Origin of the sequence: Lactobacillus kefiranofaciens, assembly GCF_014656585.1 — a bacterium.
Lineage (GTDB): Bacteria > Bacillota > Bacilli > Lactobacillales > Lactobacillaceae > Lactobacillus > Lactobacillus kefiranofaciens.
In genome coordinates, this window is sequence record NZ_CP061341.1 from 80,521 (window position 1) to 94,974 (window position 14,454).

A 14,454-nucleotide genomic window follows, 5' to 3' on the forward strand; every position below is an offset into this window, starting at 1 on the left:
GAGGGGGCTTCCTTTTTTGTGCTCTTTGTCAAATCTGTTGATAGAGAGTAAATGAATAGAACCAAGTAGCTATTAAAAGGCTGTTTGGTTCTTTTTCTTTGTACTGTTTTTCCTCTAAATGAATCCTGGTTAATGGTTTGGAGCGATTGGACAATTCTTAATATTGCCTTTCATTGCCTCTTTACGCATTTCGCCAGCGTTTAAGCCATTAAAACGTCTTCGTTGATGTAGTAATTTATGGCCTTGCAAATAGAATTATTATGCTCATCATAATTATCTACTTGAGGGTGAAGAACAACTCGCATTTCTTTGATAATACCTTGCCAGCCTTTCATCGGTCCATTATCATACAGCAGCCAACACGAGACATTGATTGAGTCATGCCTTGTTTTTCTAACTGATTCTGAAAAGGAGCACGAGTAAATTGAAAACCGCGATCGCTATGAAAGAGCGGCTGAGCATTAGGGTAGGTTTTAACAGCTTGATCATAAGCAGATTGAACTAAATCAGTGTCATTATGCTTGCCAATGGCATAAACAACAGGATAGCGATCGTAGAGATCAAACACTGTGCAGAGATATGCTTTAGGCAGACCAGGGACAACGACCTCGGTGATGTCTGTACACCACTTTTCGTTAGGCTTAGAAGCATTAAAGTCTCGCTTTAGCTTGTTTTCAGCTGTTTTTTCAGGAGTTGTATGCTTGAATTTTGGCTTCTGATATCTAGGCTTTTGCGAACTGATGCCATTTATGCACATTAAGCGGTAAACAGTTTTATGATAAACAGGCGCTTCTCCCGGCATTTGTCGATTAACCGCCATGTCATCTTTTCTGTTCCGAATAAGCTGTTATTAGACTTAGCGATCTCAATAATCTTTGCTTCGATTCTTTTATCTCGCAATTCACGTTTACTAATTGTACGTTTGGGATCAAAGTGCTTGTAGTAAGCTGATCGTGCCACTTTAGCCCATTTGCACATCAAATCAATCTTCCAATCGTATTTTTGGTGACAGTCATGGATTAATTGATACGTTTTCAGTTTCCACCGCTTTCTTATTGCAATTTGTCTGTATTTTGGCTGTCTGGCAAACACATCCTTTCTAATTGATTCAATTTTTTTAAGAATTCGTTCTTGTCCTGTTCCTCTTTAAGCTTTCGTTCCAACTCTTTGATTCTGCGGTTAGCCAGATCTAGTTCAGTCAGTTCTTCTAGCTGCTTATGTTTGCCTCGGTTATCAGTTAAACCTGTTTCACCATTAGCCAAATACTTTTGGGTCCAGCTGTAGACTTGCTGGTAGGAACAGTTAAATTTAACAGCAGCTTCTGAGTAATTCTTATCATGATTAAGGCAGTATTGAACAATTTGAATTCTTTCTTGCTGGGTTGTCGTTTTTCTTGCTTTAGCCATATAGACCTCCGGATGTGGATTATAATTCTGATTTTCTATATGACTATTATACTTGGGAATCCATTTTCTTATTGTGGCATAGCTTCTAATACCATATTTATTAGCTAAAGAAGGCAATGATATTTTGCCAGCTAAATATTCTTGAACACCCCTTTCTTTAAGTTCTTTAGAGTAATGATTGTTATGCCGAGCATGACTTAAGAAAGCAACCTGATTGCTTTGATATTGGTGTACCCATGCCAATATTTGATTTCTTTCGGTCTTAGGCATGTTAAGTCGCTTAGCTATTTCCACAGCACTCATATTGCCGTTCAAATATTGTTTAACTGCCCATTTCTTTTGTACAAATGAGTATTTGTTTTTTCTGAGCATAAAAAATCCCACCTTTGCGAATAATTGAATACTTTATGTATTTCAATCGTCCACTTTAGTGGGATTGTATCAAACTGATTTGAGTCTTATTTATAAAGCACATCGTCTCTAATATTTATTATATAAACGATACATATTTAACAATATAATTGACTAATGCCATCATTCATAAGAAACTGTCAAATCTTTTGTGTAAAATAGATCTTTCTCGTAAATTGATTTTTTAATGTTTTATTTATTCAAAATAGGATTCTAAGGTATCCTGGACCTGACCGAAGCCTTTGTGAATTCGGTTAAAATAGCGGTCATTGTAGCTCATTGCTTGGATGCCAATGAAAGTATCAAGCGACTGTTCAGTTGGAAACTCCGCTTTGGGCTTAGCCTTGCGTTTAATGACGTTGTTAAAGGATTCAATCATGTTGGTAGAATAAATTGAAGCTCTGATCTGCTTAGGATAATTATAAAAGACAAGTAGATCTGGCTCGATGTCTTTCAGGTTTCTAATGACATGATTGTAGCTTTTGTTCCATTTGGCATAGAAATCATGCAATACATCAACAGCAGCTGCTTTATTGGCTTGCTGGTGAATCTGCTTGAATTCGTTCATGACTGACTCGCGATCGTCCACGCGTACTTTAGCACAGATATTGCGCATGACATGGACCAAGCAGCGCTGAAAATGAGCTTGAGGATAGGTCTTTGCCAGTGCTGTCTTCATGCCCACAACGCCATCTGAAAGAAAAAGCTCTACTTGCTCTAAGCCGCGAGACTTCATGCTTTGGAGCAGCTCCGTCCAGACTTCAATGTTTTCATTGGGCGCAATGCAGTAGTCGATAACTTCCTTGTGGCCATTAGGTTTGATACCAATGGCAATATAGACAGCTTCACGTTCAAAAGTTTCTCGGCGCAGAGGAACGTAGGTAGCGTCTAGATAAACGCAGAAGAACTTATCGCTAAGCTTACGCTTGTGATAGGCCTCTACCTTGGGGATCATCTGCTTAGAAATATTGGATACTTGAGCGGGGCTGTAATGGCTGCCATACATTTTTTCAATCAAATCATTGATAGCAGTTTGAATTTCTATGCGCAATAAATCATTATTTGATTTTGGATTGAATAGAGCTTAAGCGATATTTTTGATAGAATTATTCATCCTTACATAGACTATCAGGCTCAGGAGCATAGATTTATTTCTTAAATTTTATAGTTTTCTATTGCTACATTTGAAAGTTGAGTCTAATAAGATCTTATTTTTTATTTGATTAGCACCACGCATATTAGTATTATTTAATTGCTTTTCGCGAAATGATTAACTTTTGTAGTGGTTAAAAATTAGTATGTAGAACAGCTATGTAAGAAAAGTATTCCATTTCTATCAGTTAGGTAGAAATAGAGTACTTTTTTCTTTTTCTACAGAAATTTCAAACTTTTTTTGCTTGATTTCCTACCTGAAAATGAGCAAATCCCGAACTTTGTCTGCTTATTTTGGTGATATAGCGGAATTGCTTAGTAAAAAATAAGCTGATTAGGGATGCAATAATTACAACACTGCCTCGCGTTTCACATTGATAGCGAACGAAAAGGAAGATTTGCCAAAAGGACAGAAATAGGGTAAATTAATAAAGTCGCTTCGAGAGAGGCGGCTGAGCTTCAATAAAAGAGCTTGAGCAAGGAAAAAACAAGAAAATGAAAAAAGTACTTGCAAAAGCATTGAGAAGCTGGTAACATATTTAAATGCCGTCAGGCGAGAGCAGAAAAGCTCAAGCAGGTCGACGAAAACAAATTCAAAAAAGTTCTTGACAGAGCTTTGAGAGTTTGGTAAAATTAAAAAGCTGTCCGGTCTAGCCGGACAGAGGTAGTACTTTGAAAACTGAACAAAGTTTCGCTAAAAGTGTGCGGGTGTAAGAACCCAAACAAAAAGCGAAGTCAATTTCGCAAGCAATAAATTTGAGACAAAGATCTTAAATAATCGAATGAGCAATCATTCAAACTTAATTTTCAAAATGAGAGTTTGATCCTGGCTCAGGACGAACGCTGGCGGCGTGCCTAATACATGCAAGTCGAGCGAGCGGAACCAGCAGAATCACTTCGGTGAGGACGCTGGGAAAGCGAGCGGCGGATGGGTGAGTAACACGTGGGGAACCTGCCCTTAAGTCTGGGATACCACTTGGAAACAGGTGCTAATACCGGATAAGAAAGCAGTTCGCATGAACAGCTTTTAAAAGGCGGCGCAAGCTGTCGCTAAAGGATGGACCCGCGGTGCATTAGCTAGTTGGTAAGGTAACGGCCTACCAAGGCAGTGATGCATAGCCGAGTTGAGAGACTGATCGGCCACATTGGGACTGAGACACGGCCCAAACTCCTACGGGAGGCAGCAGTAGGGAATCTTCCACAATGGACGCAAGTCTGATGGAGCAACGCCGCGTGAGTGAAGAAGGTTTTCGGACCGTAAAGCTCTGTTGTTGGTGAAGAAGGATAGAGGTAGTAACTGGCCTTTATTTGACGGTAATCAACCAGAAAGTCACGGCTAACTACGTGCCAGCAGCCGCGGTAATACGTAGGTGGCAAGCGTTGTCCGGATTTATTGGGCGTAAAGCGAGCGCAGGCGGAAGAATAAGTCTGATGTGAAAGCCCTCGGCTTAACCGAGGAATTGCATCGGAAACTGTTTTTCTTGAGTGCAGAAGAGGAGAGTAGAACTCCATGTGTAGCGGTGGAATGCGTAGATATATGGAAGAATACCAGTGGCGAAGGCGGCTCTCTGGTCTGCAACTGACGCTGAGGCTCGAAAGCATGGGTAGCGAACAGGATTAGATACCCTGGTAGTCCATGCCGTAAACGATGAGTGCTAAGTGTTGGGAGGCTTCCGCCTCTCAGTGCTGCAGCTAACGCATTAAGCACTCCGCCTGGGGAGTACGACCGCAAGGTTGAAACTCAAAGGAATTGACGGGGGCCCGCACAAGCGGTGGAGCATGTGGTTTAATTCGAAGCAACGCGAAGAACCTTACCAGGTCTTGACATCTAGTGCCATTTGTAGAGATACAAAGTTCCCTTCGGGGACGCTAAGACAGGTGGTGCATGGCTGTCGTCAGCTCGTGTCGTGAGATGTTGGGTTAAGTCCCGCAACGAGCGCAACCCTTGTTATTAGTTGCCAGCATTAAGTTGGGCACTCTAATGAGACTGCCGGTGACAAACCGGAGGAAGGTGGGGATGACGTCAAGTCATCATGCCCCTTATGACCTGGGCTACACACGTGCTACAATGGGCAGCACAACGAGCAGCGAGCCTGCGAAGGCAAGCAAATCTCTGAAAGCTGTTCTCAGTTCGGACTGCAGTCTGCAACTCGACTGCACGAAGCTGGAATCGCTAGTAATCGCGGATCAGCACGCCGCGGTGAATACGTTCCCGGGCCTTGTACACACCGCCCGTCACACCATGGGAGTCTGCAATGCCCAAAGCCGGTGGCCTAACCGCAAGGAAGGAGCCGTCTAAGGCAGGGCAGATGACTGGGGTGAAGTCGTAACAAGGTAGCCGTAGGAGAACCTGCGGCTGGATCACCTCCTTTCTAAGGAAGCAGAGGTGGCGGAGAGTAGGGAAGACTACTAAAGGAAGCCACTAAAGCAAACGGAAGCACACTGAGAAACTTTGTTTAGTTTTGAGGGTAGTACCTCAAAGAGCTAGTACATTGAAAACTGAATATAATCCAAGCAAAAAACCGAGAAAATCAAAGAGAACAGATTGCAAGAGCGACCGAGAAGAGAATTCTTGAGTAAGGTCAAGTAGAAAAGGGCGCACGGTGAATGCCTAGGCACTAGTAGCCGAAGAAGGACGTGACTAACTACGAAAAGCTTCGGGGAGCGGTAAGTACGCAATGATCCGGAGATATCCGAATGGGGGAACCCGGTGCAGGAATGCATCATTTAATGCTGTTAAGGCATTAAAAGGAAGACGCAGTGAACTGAAACATCTAAGTAGCTGCAGGAAGAGAAAGAAAGATCGATTTCCTTAGTAGCGGCGAGCGAAGAGGAAAGAGCCCAAACCAGTTGATTTATCAATTGGGGTTGTAGGACTGCAATAAGGCAGCGCAAGAGATAGTCGAATTATCTGGGAAGGTAAGCCAGAGAGGGTGAGAGCCCCGTAAGCGAAATCTCAAGCGCGCCGAGCAGAATCCTGAGTAGGCCGGGACACGAGAAATCCCGGTTGAAGCCGCGAGGACCATCTCGCAAGGCTAAATACTAGCTAGTGACCGATAGTGAACCAGTACCGTGAGGGAAAGGTGAAAAGAACCCCGGAAGGGGAGTGAAAGAGAACCTGAAACCGTGTGTCTACAAGTAGTCAAAGCACATTAAGGTGCAATGGCGTGCCTTTTGTAGAATGAACCGGCGAGTTACGTTAAGCAGCAAGGTTAAGTCAGAAAAGACGGAGCCGAAGCGAAAGCGAGTCTGAAGAGGGCGAGAAGTTGATTGACGTAGACCCGAAACCAAGTGACCTACCCATGGCCAGGCTGAAGGTGCGGTAAAACGCACTGGAGGGCCGAACCCACGTAAGTTAAAAATTGCGGGGATGAGCTGTGGGTAGCGGTGAAATTCCAAACGAACTTGGAGATAGCTGGTTCTCTCCGAAATAGCTTTAGGGCTAGCCTCGTGGAGAGGATAATGGAGGTAGAGCTCTGTTTGGACAAGGGGCCCGTCAGGGGTTACTAAATCCAGATAAACTGCGAATTCCAGATATCCATGCACGGGAGTCAGACTGCGAGTGATAAGATCCGTAGTCGAAAGGGAAACAGCCCAGATCACCAGTTAAGGTCCCAAAATTTATGCTAAGTGGAAAAGGATGTGGAGTTGCGTAGACAACTAGGACGTTGGCTCAGAAGCAGCCATCATTCAAAGAGTGCGTAATAGCTCACTAGTCGAGTGGCGCTGCGCCGAAAATTTACCGGGGCTAAGCATAATACCGAAACTGTGGATGTGTTTTAAAGAGCACGTGGTAGGAGAGCGTTCTAAGTGCGGCGAAGGTGAATCGAGAGGATCATTGGAGCGCTTAGAAGTGAGAATGCCGGTATGAGTAACGAAAGACAGGTGAGAATCCTGTCCGCCGAAAGACTAAGGTTTCCTGGGGCAGGCTCGTCCGCCCAGGGTAAGTCGGGACCTAAGGCAAGGCCGAGAGGCGTAGTCGATGGACAACAGGTAGAGATTCCTGTACTGTGTACAATCGTTAAGAGCGATGGAGGGACGCAGGAGGCAAAGCACGCATCGAGCTGGATCGATGTTCAAGCGACAAGCGTGGCTAAGAGTAAAATGCTTCTAGCCAAAAAGCGCGAGTCGTGATGAGGAGCGAAGTTAAAGTAGCGAAGGTGCAGCAGTCACACTGCCGAGAAAAGCTTCTAGCCAGAAAGTACATACCCGTACCGCAAACCGACACAGGTAGTCGAGTGGAGAACACTAAGGTGAGCGAGAGAACTCTCGTTAAGGAACTCGGCAAAAAGACCCCGTAACTTCGGAAGAAGGGGTGCTGGCCCGGAAGGGCTAGCCGCAGTGAATAGGCCCAAACAACTGTTTATCAAAAACACAGGTCTCTGCAAAATCGTAAGATGACGTATAGAGGCTGACACCTGCCCGGTGCTGGAAGGTTAAGAGGAGAGCTTAGCGCAAGCGAAGGTTTGAATTGAAGCCCCAGTAAACGGCGGCCGTAACTATAACGGTCCTAAGGTAGCGAAATTCCTTGTCGGGTAAGTTCCGACCTGCACGAAAGGTGTAATGATTTGGGCACTGTCTCAACGAGAGACTCGGTGAAATTATAATACCCGTGAAGATGCGGGTTACCCACGACAGGACGGAAAGACCCCATGGAGCTTCACTGTAGCTTGATATTGAGTATCTTTTAAACATGTACAGGATAGGTAGGAGCCAAGGAAAGCAGGACGCTAGTCTTGCTGGAGGCAATGTTGGGATACTACCCTTGTTTGAAGGATGCTCTAACCTCGACCTGTAAGCCAGGTCAGGGACAGTGTCAGGTAGGCAGTTTGACTGGGGCGGTCGCCTCCTAAAGCGTAACGGAGGCGCTCAAAGGTTCCCTCAGAATGGTTGGAAATCATTCACAGAGTGTAAAGGTATAAGGGAGCTTGACTGCGAGAGAGACAACTCGAGCAGGTAGGAAACTAGGACTTAGTGATCTGGTGGTACCGGATGGAAGGGCCATCACTCAACGGATAAAAGCTACCCTGGGGATAACAGGCTTATCTCCCCCAAGAGTTCACATCGACGGGGAGGTTTGGCACCTCGATGTCGGCTCGTCGCATCCTGGGGCTGAAGTTGGTCCCAAGGGTTGGGCTGTTCGCCCATTAAAGCGGCACGCGAGCTGGGTTCAGAACGTCGTGAGACAGTTCGGTCCCTATCCGTCGTGGGCGTAGGAAATTTGAGAGGAGCTGTCCTTAGTACGAGAGGACCGGGATGGACGCACCGCTGGTGTACCAGTTGTCTTGCCAAAGGCATCGCTGGGTAGCTATGTGCGGAAGGGATAAGCGCTGAAAGCATCTAAGTGCGAAGCCCCCCTCAAGATGAGATTTCCGATGCGCAAGCAATAAGACACCTCAGAGACGATGAGGTAGATAGGCTGGGAGTGGAAGTCCTGTGAAGGATGGAGCGGACCAGTACTAATCAGTCGAAGACTTGACCAAAGCAAAGGCAAGCTGTGAAGGTTTTTTGCGCGAAGGATTATGTTTAGTTTTGAGCGTAGTAGCTCAAAAGAGTACGGTGGCGAAAGCAAGAAGGATACACCTGTTCCCATGCCGAACACAGAAGTTAAGCTTCTTAACGCCGAAAGTAGTTGGTGGGCAACTGCCTGCGAGGAAAGGAAGCTGCCGTGCTTTTTTTTTAATATTCCGGCTTAGCTCAGTTGGTAGAGCGCTTGACTGTTAATCAAGATGTCGTCAGTTCGAGTCTGACAGCCGGAGCAAGGAGAAGAAGGGAGCCTGAGGGGGCTTCCTTTTTTGTGTAGAAAAATTGATAAAAAGCATAAAGCACTTCGGTAGTCGAAGCGCTTTTTTAGACGTTTGTATTTAGATCAAGATTCTTGAAACTCTTAATTAATTCTTGGACAGCTGCAGAAACAGGATCCTTTTGCCGTGTAGCAATGAAGAAATTAATATAGATTAGATTCTCATCAATAGGTAATAGATTAATTGGTGTTTGACGCATCCGGGTAAGAATGCTGGCAGAAGAAATAGTTAAGCCCACGCCACGTAAAGCTAGCGCAGTTGCTGTAATAATACTTTTACTTTCTAAGACAATTTGCGGTTTAATATGGAATTTTTGGAATAAACCATTTACCTGGTGTCGAATAGCCGACTCTGAAGCGCTAAGCACCATCGGAGCTTGCAGAATTTCTTTTAGGTCTAAGTCATTAGGTGCCAAAATAAACTTACCAGACTGGAAGTATTGTGATGTCTGTGGAATTACTACATAATACTGTTCACCTTGTTTAACTGTGTAATTTAAATCACGTGAAGTTGTTTCTGGCGTTTGACCAATATAACAATCGATATCGCCATTGAGCAAGTTGGTTTCATTATTACGCGGAGAATTCTCAAATAGCTGGATTTCTACATTAGGATGCTCTTGCAAAAAATCTGGCAATAATCGTGGCAATAGATAAGTACCTAAACTGGTCCAGATACCCAATTTAATAATTTTTTTGTTTGGTTGCGTAAAAGGTGCTAGCTTTCGACTCAATTGCTGATCATTATAGGAAATATTTTCCAGATATTTGTAATAGATCATTCCTGCGTCAGTGAGTGAAAAGGGCACATGGTCTCGGTTTAGGATTTTGGTTCCTAATTTCTTTTCAATTCGTTTAATTAATTGCGTTAAATACGGCTGGGAAATATATAATTCACGTGCGGCCTTGGTAAAGTTGCTTTCTTTAAGCAGGATATCAAGATAGTGTAATAATGCTTCAGGATCATTCATAAATATACCTCCAATAATAAAATTATTATAACGCATTAGCTAGAAAACTATTTTACCTAGGATTGGATCTTCATTAAAATTAAAGAGAAAGCCCTTACAAGAAAGGAAGATCTAGATAATGAAACCAGGTACATATAGTATAAAAGCACAGGGACATGGCTCGAGTTACATGCCAATGAAAGTTACACTAACGGAAGATAAAATTAAGGATATCCAAGTTGATGCGAGCGGTGAAACTAAAGGCGTTGCAGATGAAGTCTTTAATCGTCTGCCAAAGCTAATTGTGGCTAATCAAACATTAAACGTGGATGCGGTGAGTGGCGCGACGATTTCTAGTCACGGCGTAGTTGATGGCGTTGCAGCTGCAATTGATGAAGCGGGTGGAGATGCGCAAGAGTGGCGCGAACGTGCTAAACCTGTTAAAGAATCTGCTGTGCAGGATAAAGAATATGAGACAGACGTTGTGGTTATTGGTGCAGGTGGTGCTGGGTTAGCAGCTGCTGCTCGCAGTCTGCAACATGGCAGAAAGGTAGTTGTTTTAGAGAAGTTCCCACAAATTGGTGGGAACACTACTCGTGCGGGCGGTCCAATGAACGCGGCTGAACCTGAATGGCAAAAGCAATTTAAGGCCTTAGCTGGTGAAAAAGAAGACTTAGAAAAACTAGCTGCTACTCCAATTAAACAAATCGATCCTGAATATCAATCTGACTTTGAAGCTTTGCAAAAGCAAATTAAAGAATACGTTGATTCTGGCGCTAATTATCTATTCGATTCAAAATTGCTCCATGAAATTCAAACTTATCTTGGAGGCAAACGAACAGATTTAAATGGCAACGAAATTCATGGGAATTATGCTTTGGTTAAAGAATTAGTTGATAATGCACTTAATTCAGTAAAGTGGTTAAAGGAATTGGGTGTCAAGTTCGATGATAGCCAAGTAACTATGCCAGTTGGTGCATTATGGCGTAGAGGTCATAAGCCGGTTGAGCCAATGGGTTATGCTTATATCCATGTGTTAGGTGACTGGGTCAAGGAACATGGTGCAACTGTATTAACAGAGACGCGTGCTAAACATTTATTACTGGAGGACGGCCGCGTAGTCGGTGTCGTAGCAGAAAAAAACGATGGCTCCAAGATTACAGTTCATGCTAAGGCTGTTATTCTGACTTCCGGCGGCTTTGGCGCTAATATGAAGATGGTCCAAAAGTATAATATTTATTGGAAACACATTGATAATGATATGCCAACCACTAATTCACCTGCTATTACAGGCGATGGAATTAAGTTAGGTCAAGAAGCTGGTGCAGCTCTGGTCGGTATGGGCTTTATCCAATTAATGCCGGTATCTGATCCAAAGACGGGAGAATTGTTTACTGGCTTGCAAACACCACCTGAGAACTACATTATGGTTAACCAGCAAGGCAAGCGTTTTGTAAATGAGTTTGCGGAACGTGATACTTTGGCTAAAGCCGCAATTGCCAATGGCGGACTCTTCTATTTGATTGCTGATGACAAGATTAAGGCCACTGCCTATAACACTACCCAAGAGTCTATCGATGCTCAGGTAAAGGCAGGAACGCTCTTTAGAGCTAATACTTTAGCTGACTTGGCCAAGCAGATTGGAATGCAGCCAGAAGTGCTTGAAGATACGATTAAGAAGTATAATTCTTATGTCGATCAAGGGGTAGATCCGGAATTTGGCAAAAGTGCTTTCAATTTGAAGTGTAAAGTAGCTTCATTCTACGCTACACCGCGTAAGCCGGCTATTCATCATACTATGGGTGGGTTAAAGATTGATACTGATGCTCGCGTAATTGATCAAAAGGGCAGCGTAATTAAGGGATTGTATGCGGCTGGTGAGGTAGCTGGTGGCATTCATGCCGGTAATCGTCTAGGTGGAAATTCACTGGCTGACATCTTTACCTTTGGTCGGATTGCTGCTAATACTGCTTTTGCAGAAAATAAATAATGTAAATCAAAAAAAGTCTGACAAAGGTCAGGCTTTTTCATTTAGTAACGAAGTTGATTAATTTTTGCGTAGATGGCGATAATTTAGCCGTGGAATTATAAACTAGGTAAATTATACGTGTATTTTTCGGTAAAACTAATTTTGCAGCTAGATTGCTATCTTGGTTAGCAGTAAAAATTGTGTCTTCAATGTATAACGGGATGAAAGTCAAGTCAGGATAATTATCGACCTTGGTACAGATACCAATATCGTAATTTTCGTTTTGCAATTCCTGGCAAATACACTCAGGAAGAGCATCGTGGTAAAGATAATGAATTGACTTAGAACATTGCTCTTTGAAGGCATTAATAAAGTGAGGCAAGAAAAATTCACTTGCGGTAGGGATACAACCTAATTCAATCGTATTGTTTTCACCGCGTTGTGCCTGTTTGATATCATGTTTAGCTTTTTCAAAAGTTGCGACAATCGAAGTACTAGCTTCATAAAAAATTTGACCATAGTTAGTCAGCTCGGTTCGACCATTTTGACGCACAATTAAATCGCAATTAAGCTCTTTTTCTAGTTTTTTTATTGAATTAGACAAGCTGGGCTGGGAGATCTGGAGGAGCTGGGCAGCCCGAGAGAATTGATGCTGTTTAACCAATTCATTGAAGTAATAAAACTGATTCAGGTTCATTTTTCACACCTCACCTATACTGGTATACCTATCTAACTATCATTATATTCTCTTAGATGAATAAGAACAATATTCCCGTCTTAGTAAACAAAAAAGTGCAGACATCGTATCTGCACTTTGTATCTGCACTTTTTGAGGATTCATTTTGGATCAAAATTTCAGTTATTAACCTAGTTTAGGTTAATTTGATGTTTTAATAGTAACATAGTGTCACTGTTAGATAAATTATTCTGCTTTATCAGATGTTAAATGACCGCGCCAGCCCGCAATGTCCCAGTCTAAGAAATCATAATTAAGTTTCTTACCGTAGATTTTTTCGTAAGCAGCAACCTTTTGCTGATAATCTTGTTGCATCATTTGATGGGCATTCTCATTTGCGCTTAAAGAGACATCGGGGAAAATTGGAGGCAAAACATGTACGATATAACTAGTTTCGTAAAAATTGGCATCCTTCTTTTCAGTCTTAGGCAAATCTTTGATCTCTACGAAGGTTGAAATAACTGGCACATTTTGTTTAGCGGCAAAATAGTAGGCACCGCGTTGCAATTTTCGCGGCTTGCGGTAGTTCCACCACATTTCTTGCTCTGGGTAGATCAAGACCCAATTGTTTTGAACGAGCGCGTGACTTAAGTGCTTGGGAAATTCATTAGCGATGTAGCTGGGACTTTGAACCAAAGGAATAGTTCCCACATAATTCATCAGATAGCGGAAAAAGCCAGGCAATTTTAAGTTGGTGTCTTCAATAACGATTGAAAGGGGATGATGCATTTTATCGGCCAATAATTTCATTGGTAAAGAATCGATTTGATTATAGTGATTAGTCGTTAAAATTGCACCACCAATTGGTAGATTATTTAAGTTCTCTAATCCGCGGAATTCAGTAGAACCGACTAGAGTTTTTGCTAAAGCATCAAACAAAGCATGGCCCACGTGATTATTGAATTTGCTAGAAAAGGACTTGCGTCTTTGCCAATAATCATTCACAAGTTGTAAACGCTCAGCTAGTGACATTTGTGGATCGCCAATCTCAACCTTGGCAGTGAAGTCCCGGTCATTAGCAGCTTTTTGAATATTTTTAATAACGGCCTCGCGATTATCGCCAAAAATCATAGTGCCACCTGCTCTCTTTGTTTAACATTAGCCCAATTGTTAGGGCCTTTTTCTGTTTTATCTTCTTTTAAAAGCATATGATTAAGCTTCTCCCGGTCGTTTGCTCGTTCTTGGTCAGTATAATGATCAAGTTCAGCCTTTAATTCATCATAGAATTTAGTTTCTTGGGTGTTTTCCCAGAAATATTGTTCATACTGAACATTGCGGAAATGCCAAGGCTTGAAGAATAAGTTGTAATGGATTAATCCGGGGTTAGCAAGGGGTTCGGTGTTTTCATTAGGCATGGCATCCCAACGCGGATTAAGGTGCAGGATTCGACCTTCGCCAATTTCATTAAGATAATCTTGATCAGGTGCAATACAGTCAAAGTGATAATGCTCTAATAAATCCATGAAGTGATCAATAAAGCCTTCTTCACGGAATGCCTTAGCATTCATGACTAGCATCCCGGAGTTGATATACTTCTTAGGATCCAACGCTAAAACGTCTTTGATATATTTCACCATTTTGGCTACATATTGGATCGAAGAATCGGTGCAGGCTGAGAATAGGTGATTACCTAACTCGGTGTCATAGAGTTTAGCGATATCGTCGTTAACGATAGTGTCGCTGTCGATATAGACGGTCTTATCATATTGCGGGAAGAGCTCCGGAATGAACAAACGATAAAAAATTGACATTGTGAAAAAATCTGCCCGCAAGAAATTTTCCTTCCGGTTTTGAATCGGTTTAACCAGTTCATCGTCAATGTGGAAAAACTTAACGTGAACGTTGTTGCTGCCTAAAGCTGATAAATCAGCTTGGTGCTGGTCGGACAGGTCTTGATTTAAGAAATAAATCGTATAATCTGTTTGGGGATTAGCGTGTTTTACTAAAGAATGGAGTGAAACGACCGCATATCTGGTAAAGTCGTCACTGATGCTGTAAAAAATGGGTACTGTCATAATGTTCCTTTC

Annotated in this window: 8 protein-coding genes, 1 tRNA gene, 3 rRNA genes and 1 pseudogene; 5 read left to right on the plus strand and 8 right to left on the minus strand. The window is 42.8% G+C overall.

The genetic code is table 11. The features are described from left to right. Window positions 1-200: 200 nt before the first annotated feature. The 4 genes and pseudogenes from ICI50_RS10925 to ICI50_RS00395 form a co-directional block, all read right to left on the minus strand. Window positions 201-335 carry a hypothetical protein gene (locus ICI50_RS10925; RefSeq protein WP_257796678.1) on the minus strand — a complete coding sequence of 45 codons (135 nt, stop codon included), beginning with the start codon at window positions 333-335 and terminating at the stop codon, window positions 201-203. Beyond that, on the minus strand, window positions 332-820 hold the full coding sequence (locus tag ICI50_RS10700) for a DDE-type integrase/transposase/recombinase (RefSeq protein WP_244040409.1): 489 nt from the start codon (window positions 818-820) through the stop codon (window positions 332-334). The genes ICI50_RS10925 and ICI50_RS10700 overlap by 4 nt, the downstream gene beginning before the upstream one ends. Window positions 821-1,052: 232 nt before the next feature. Next, window positions 1,053-1,778 (minus strand): helix-turn-helix domain-containing protein, encoded by a 726-nt coding sequence (locus ICI50_RS00390; protein WP_244040408.1) that lies wholly within the window; start codon window positions 1,776-1,778, stop codon window positions 1,053-1,055. A gap of 235 nt (window positions 1,779-2,013) precedes the next feature. Beyond that, a pseudogene (locus tag ICI50_RS00395) lies at window positions 2,014-2,844 on the minus strand (IS256 family transposase); the annotation flags it as partial. A 933-nt stretch (window positions 2,845-3,777) separates the two neighbouring features. Between ICI50_RS00395 and ICI50_RS00400 the strand changes: the two are divergent. The 4 genes from ICI50_RS00400 (at window position 3,778) to ICI50_RS00415 (ending at window position 8,728) form a co-directional block, all read left to right on the plus strand. Beyond that, window positions 3,778-5,341 (plus strand): 16S ribosomal RNA (locus tag ICI50_RS00400). Window positions 5,342-5,549: 208 nt separating this feature from the next. Next, window positions 5,550-8,452: ribosomal RNA gene (locus ICI50_RS00405) — 23S ribosomal RNA — on the plus strand. Between the two features lie 72 nt (window positions 8,453-8,524). After that, window positions 8,525-8,641, plus strand: a 5S ribosomal RNA gene (gene rrf, locus ICI50_RS00410). Together the 16S, 23S and 5S rRNA genes with 1 tRNA gene alongside form the textbook arrangement of a ribosomal RNA operon. Before the next feature lie 14 nt (window positions 8,642-8,655). Next, window positions 8,656-8,728 (plus strand) — tRNA-Asn (locus ICI50_RS00415). 91 nt (window positions 8,729-8,819) lie between these two features. Here ICI50_RS00415 and ICI50_RS00420 read toward each other — a convergent pair. Beyond that, window positions 8,820-9,743, minus strand: a complete 924-nt coding sequence (locus ICI50_RS00420; RefSeq protein ID WP_054640536.1) for a LysR family transcriptional regulator — start codon at window positions 9,741-9,743, stop codon at window positions 8,820-8,822. Window positions 9,744-9,861: 118 nt separating this feature from the next. Between ICI50_RS00420 and ICI50_RS00425 the strand changes: the two genes are divergently transcribed. Beyond that, window positions 9,862-11,712, plus strand: coding sequence for a flavocytochrome c (locus ICI50_RS00425; RefSeq protein ID WP_188891736.1), 1,851 nt, complete (start codon window positions 9,862-9,864; stop codon window positions 11,710-11,712). A gap of 37 nt (window positions 11,713-11,749) precedes the next feature. Here the strand turns inward: ICI50_RS00425 and ICI50_RS00430 are convergent, their stop codons facing one another. The 3 genes from ICI50_RS00430 to ICI50_RS00440 form a co-directional block, all read right to left on the minus strand. Further along, window positions 11,750-12,388, minus strand: a complete 639-nt coding sequence (locus tag ICI50_RS00430; protein ID WP_013855085.1) for a LysR family transcriptional regulator — start codon at window positions 12,386-12,388, stop codon at window positions 11,750-11,752. 225 nt (window positions 12,389-12,613) lie between these two features. After that, the gene (locus ICI50_RS00435; RefSeq protein WP_188891738.1) at window positions 12,614-13,498 is read right to left on the minus strand and encodes a lysophospholipid acyltransferase family protein; all 885 of its coding nucleotides are present in this window, start codon (window positions 13,496-13,498) and stop codon (window positions 12,614-12,616) included. Next, on the minus strand, window positions 13,495-14,442 hold the full coding sequence (locus ICI50_RS00440; RefSeq protein WP_188891740.1) for a glycosyltransferase family 8 protein: 948 nt from the start codon (window positions 14,440-14,442) through the stop codon (window positions 13,495-13,497). The genes ICI50_RS00435 and ICI50_RS00440 overlap by 4 nt, the downstream gene beginning before the upstream one ends. Window positions 14,443-14,454 lie beyond the last annotated feature (12 nt).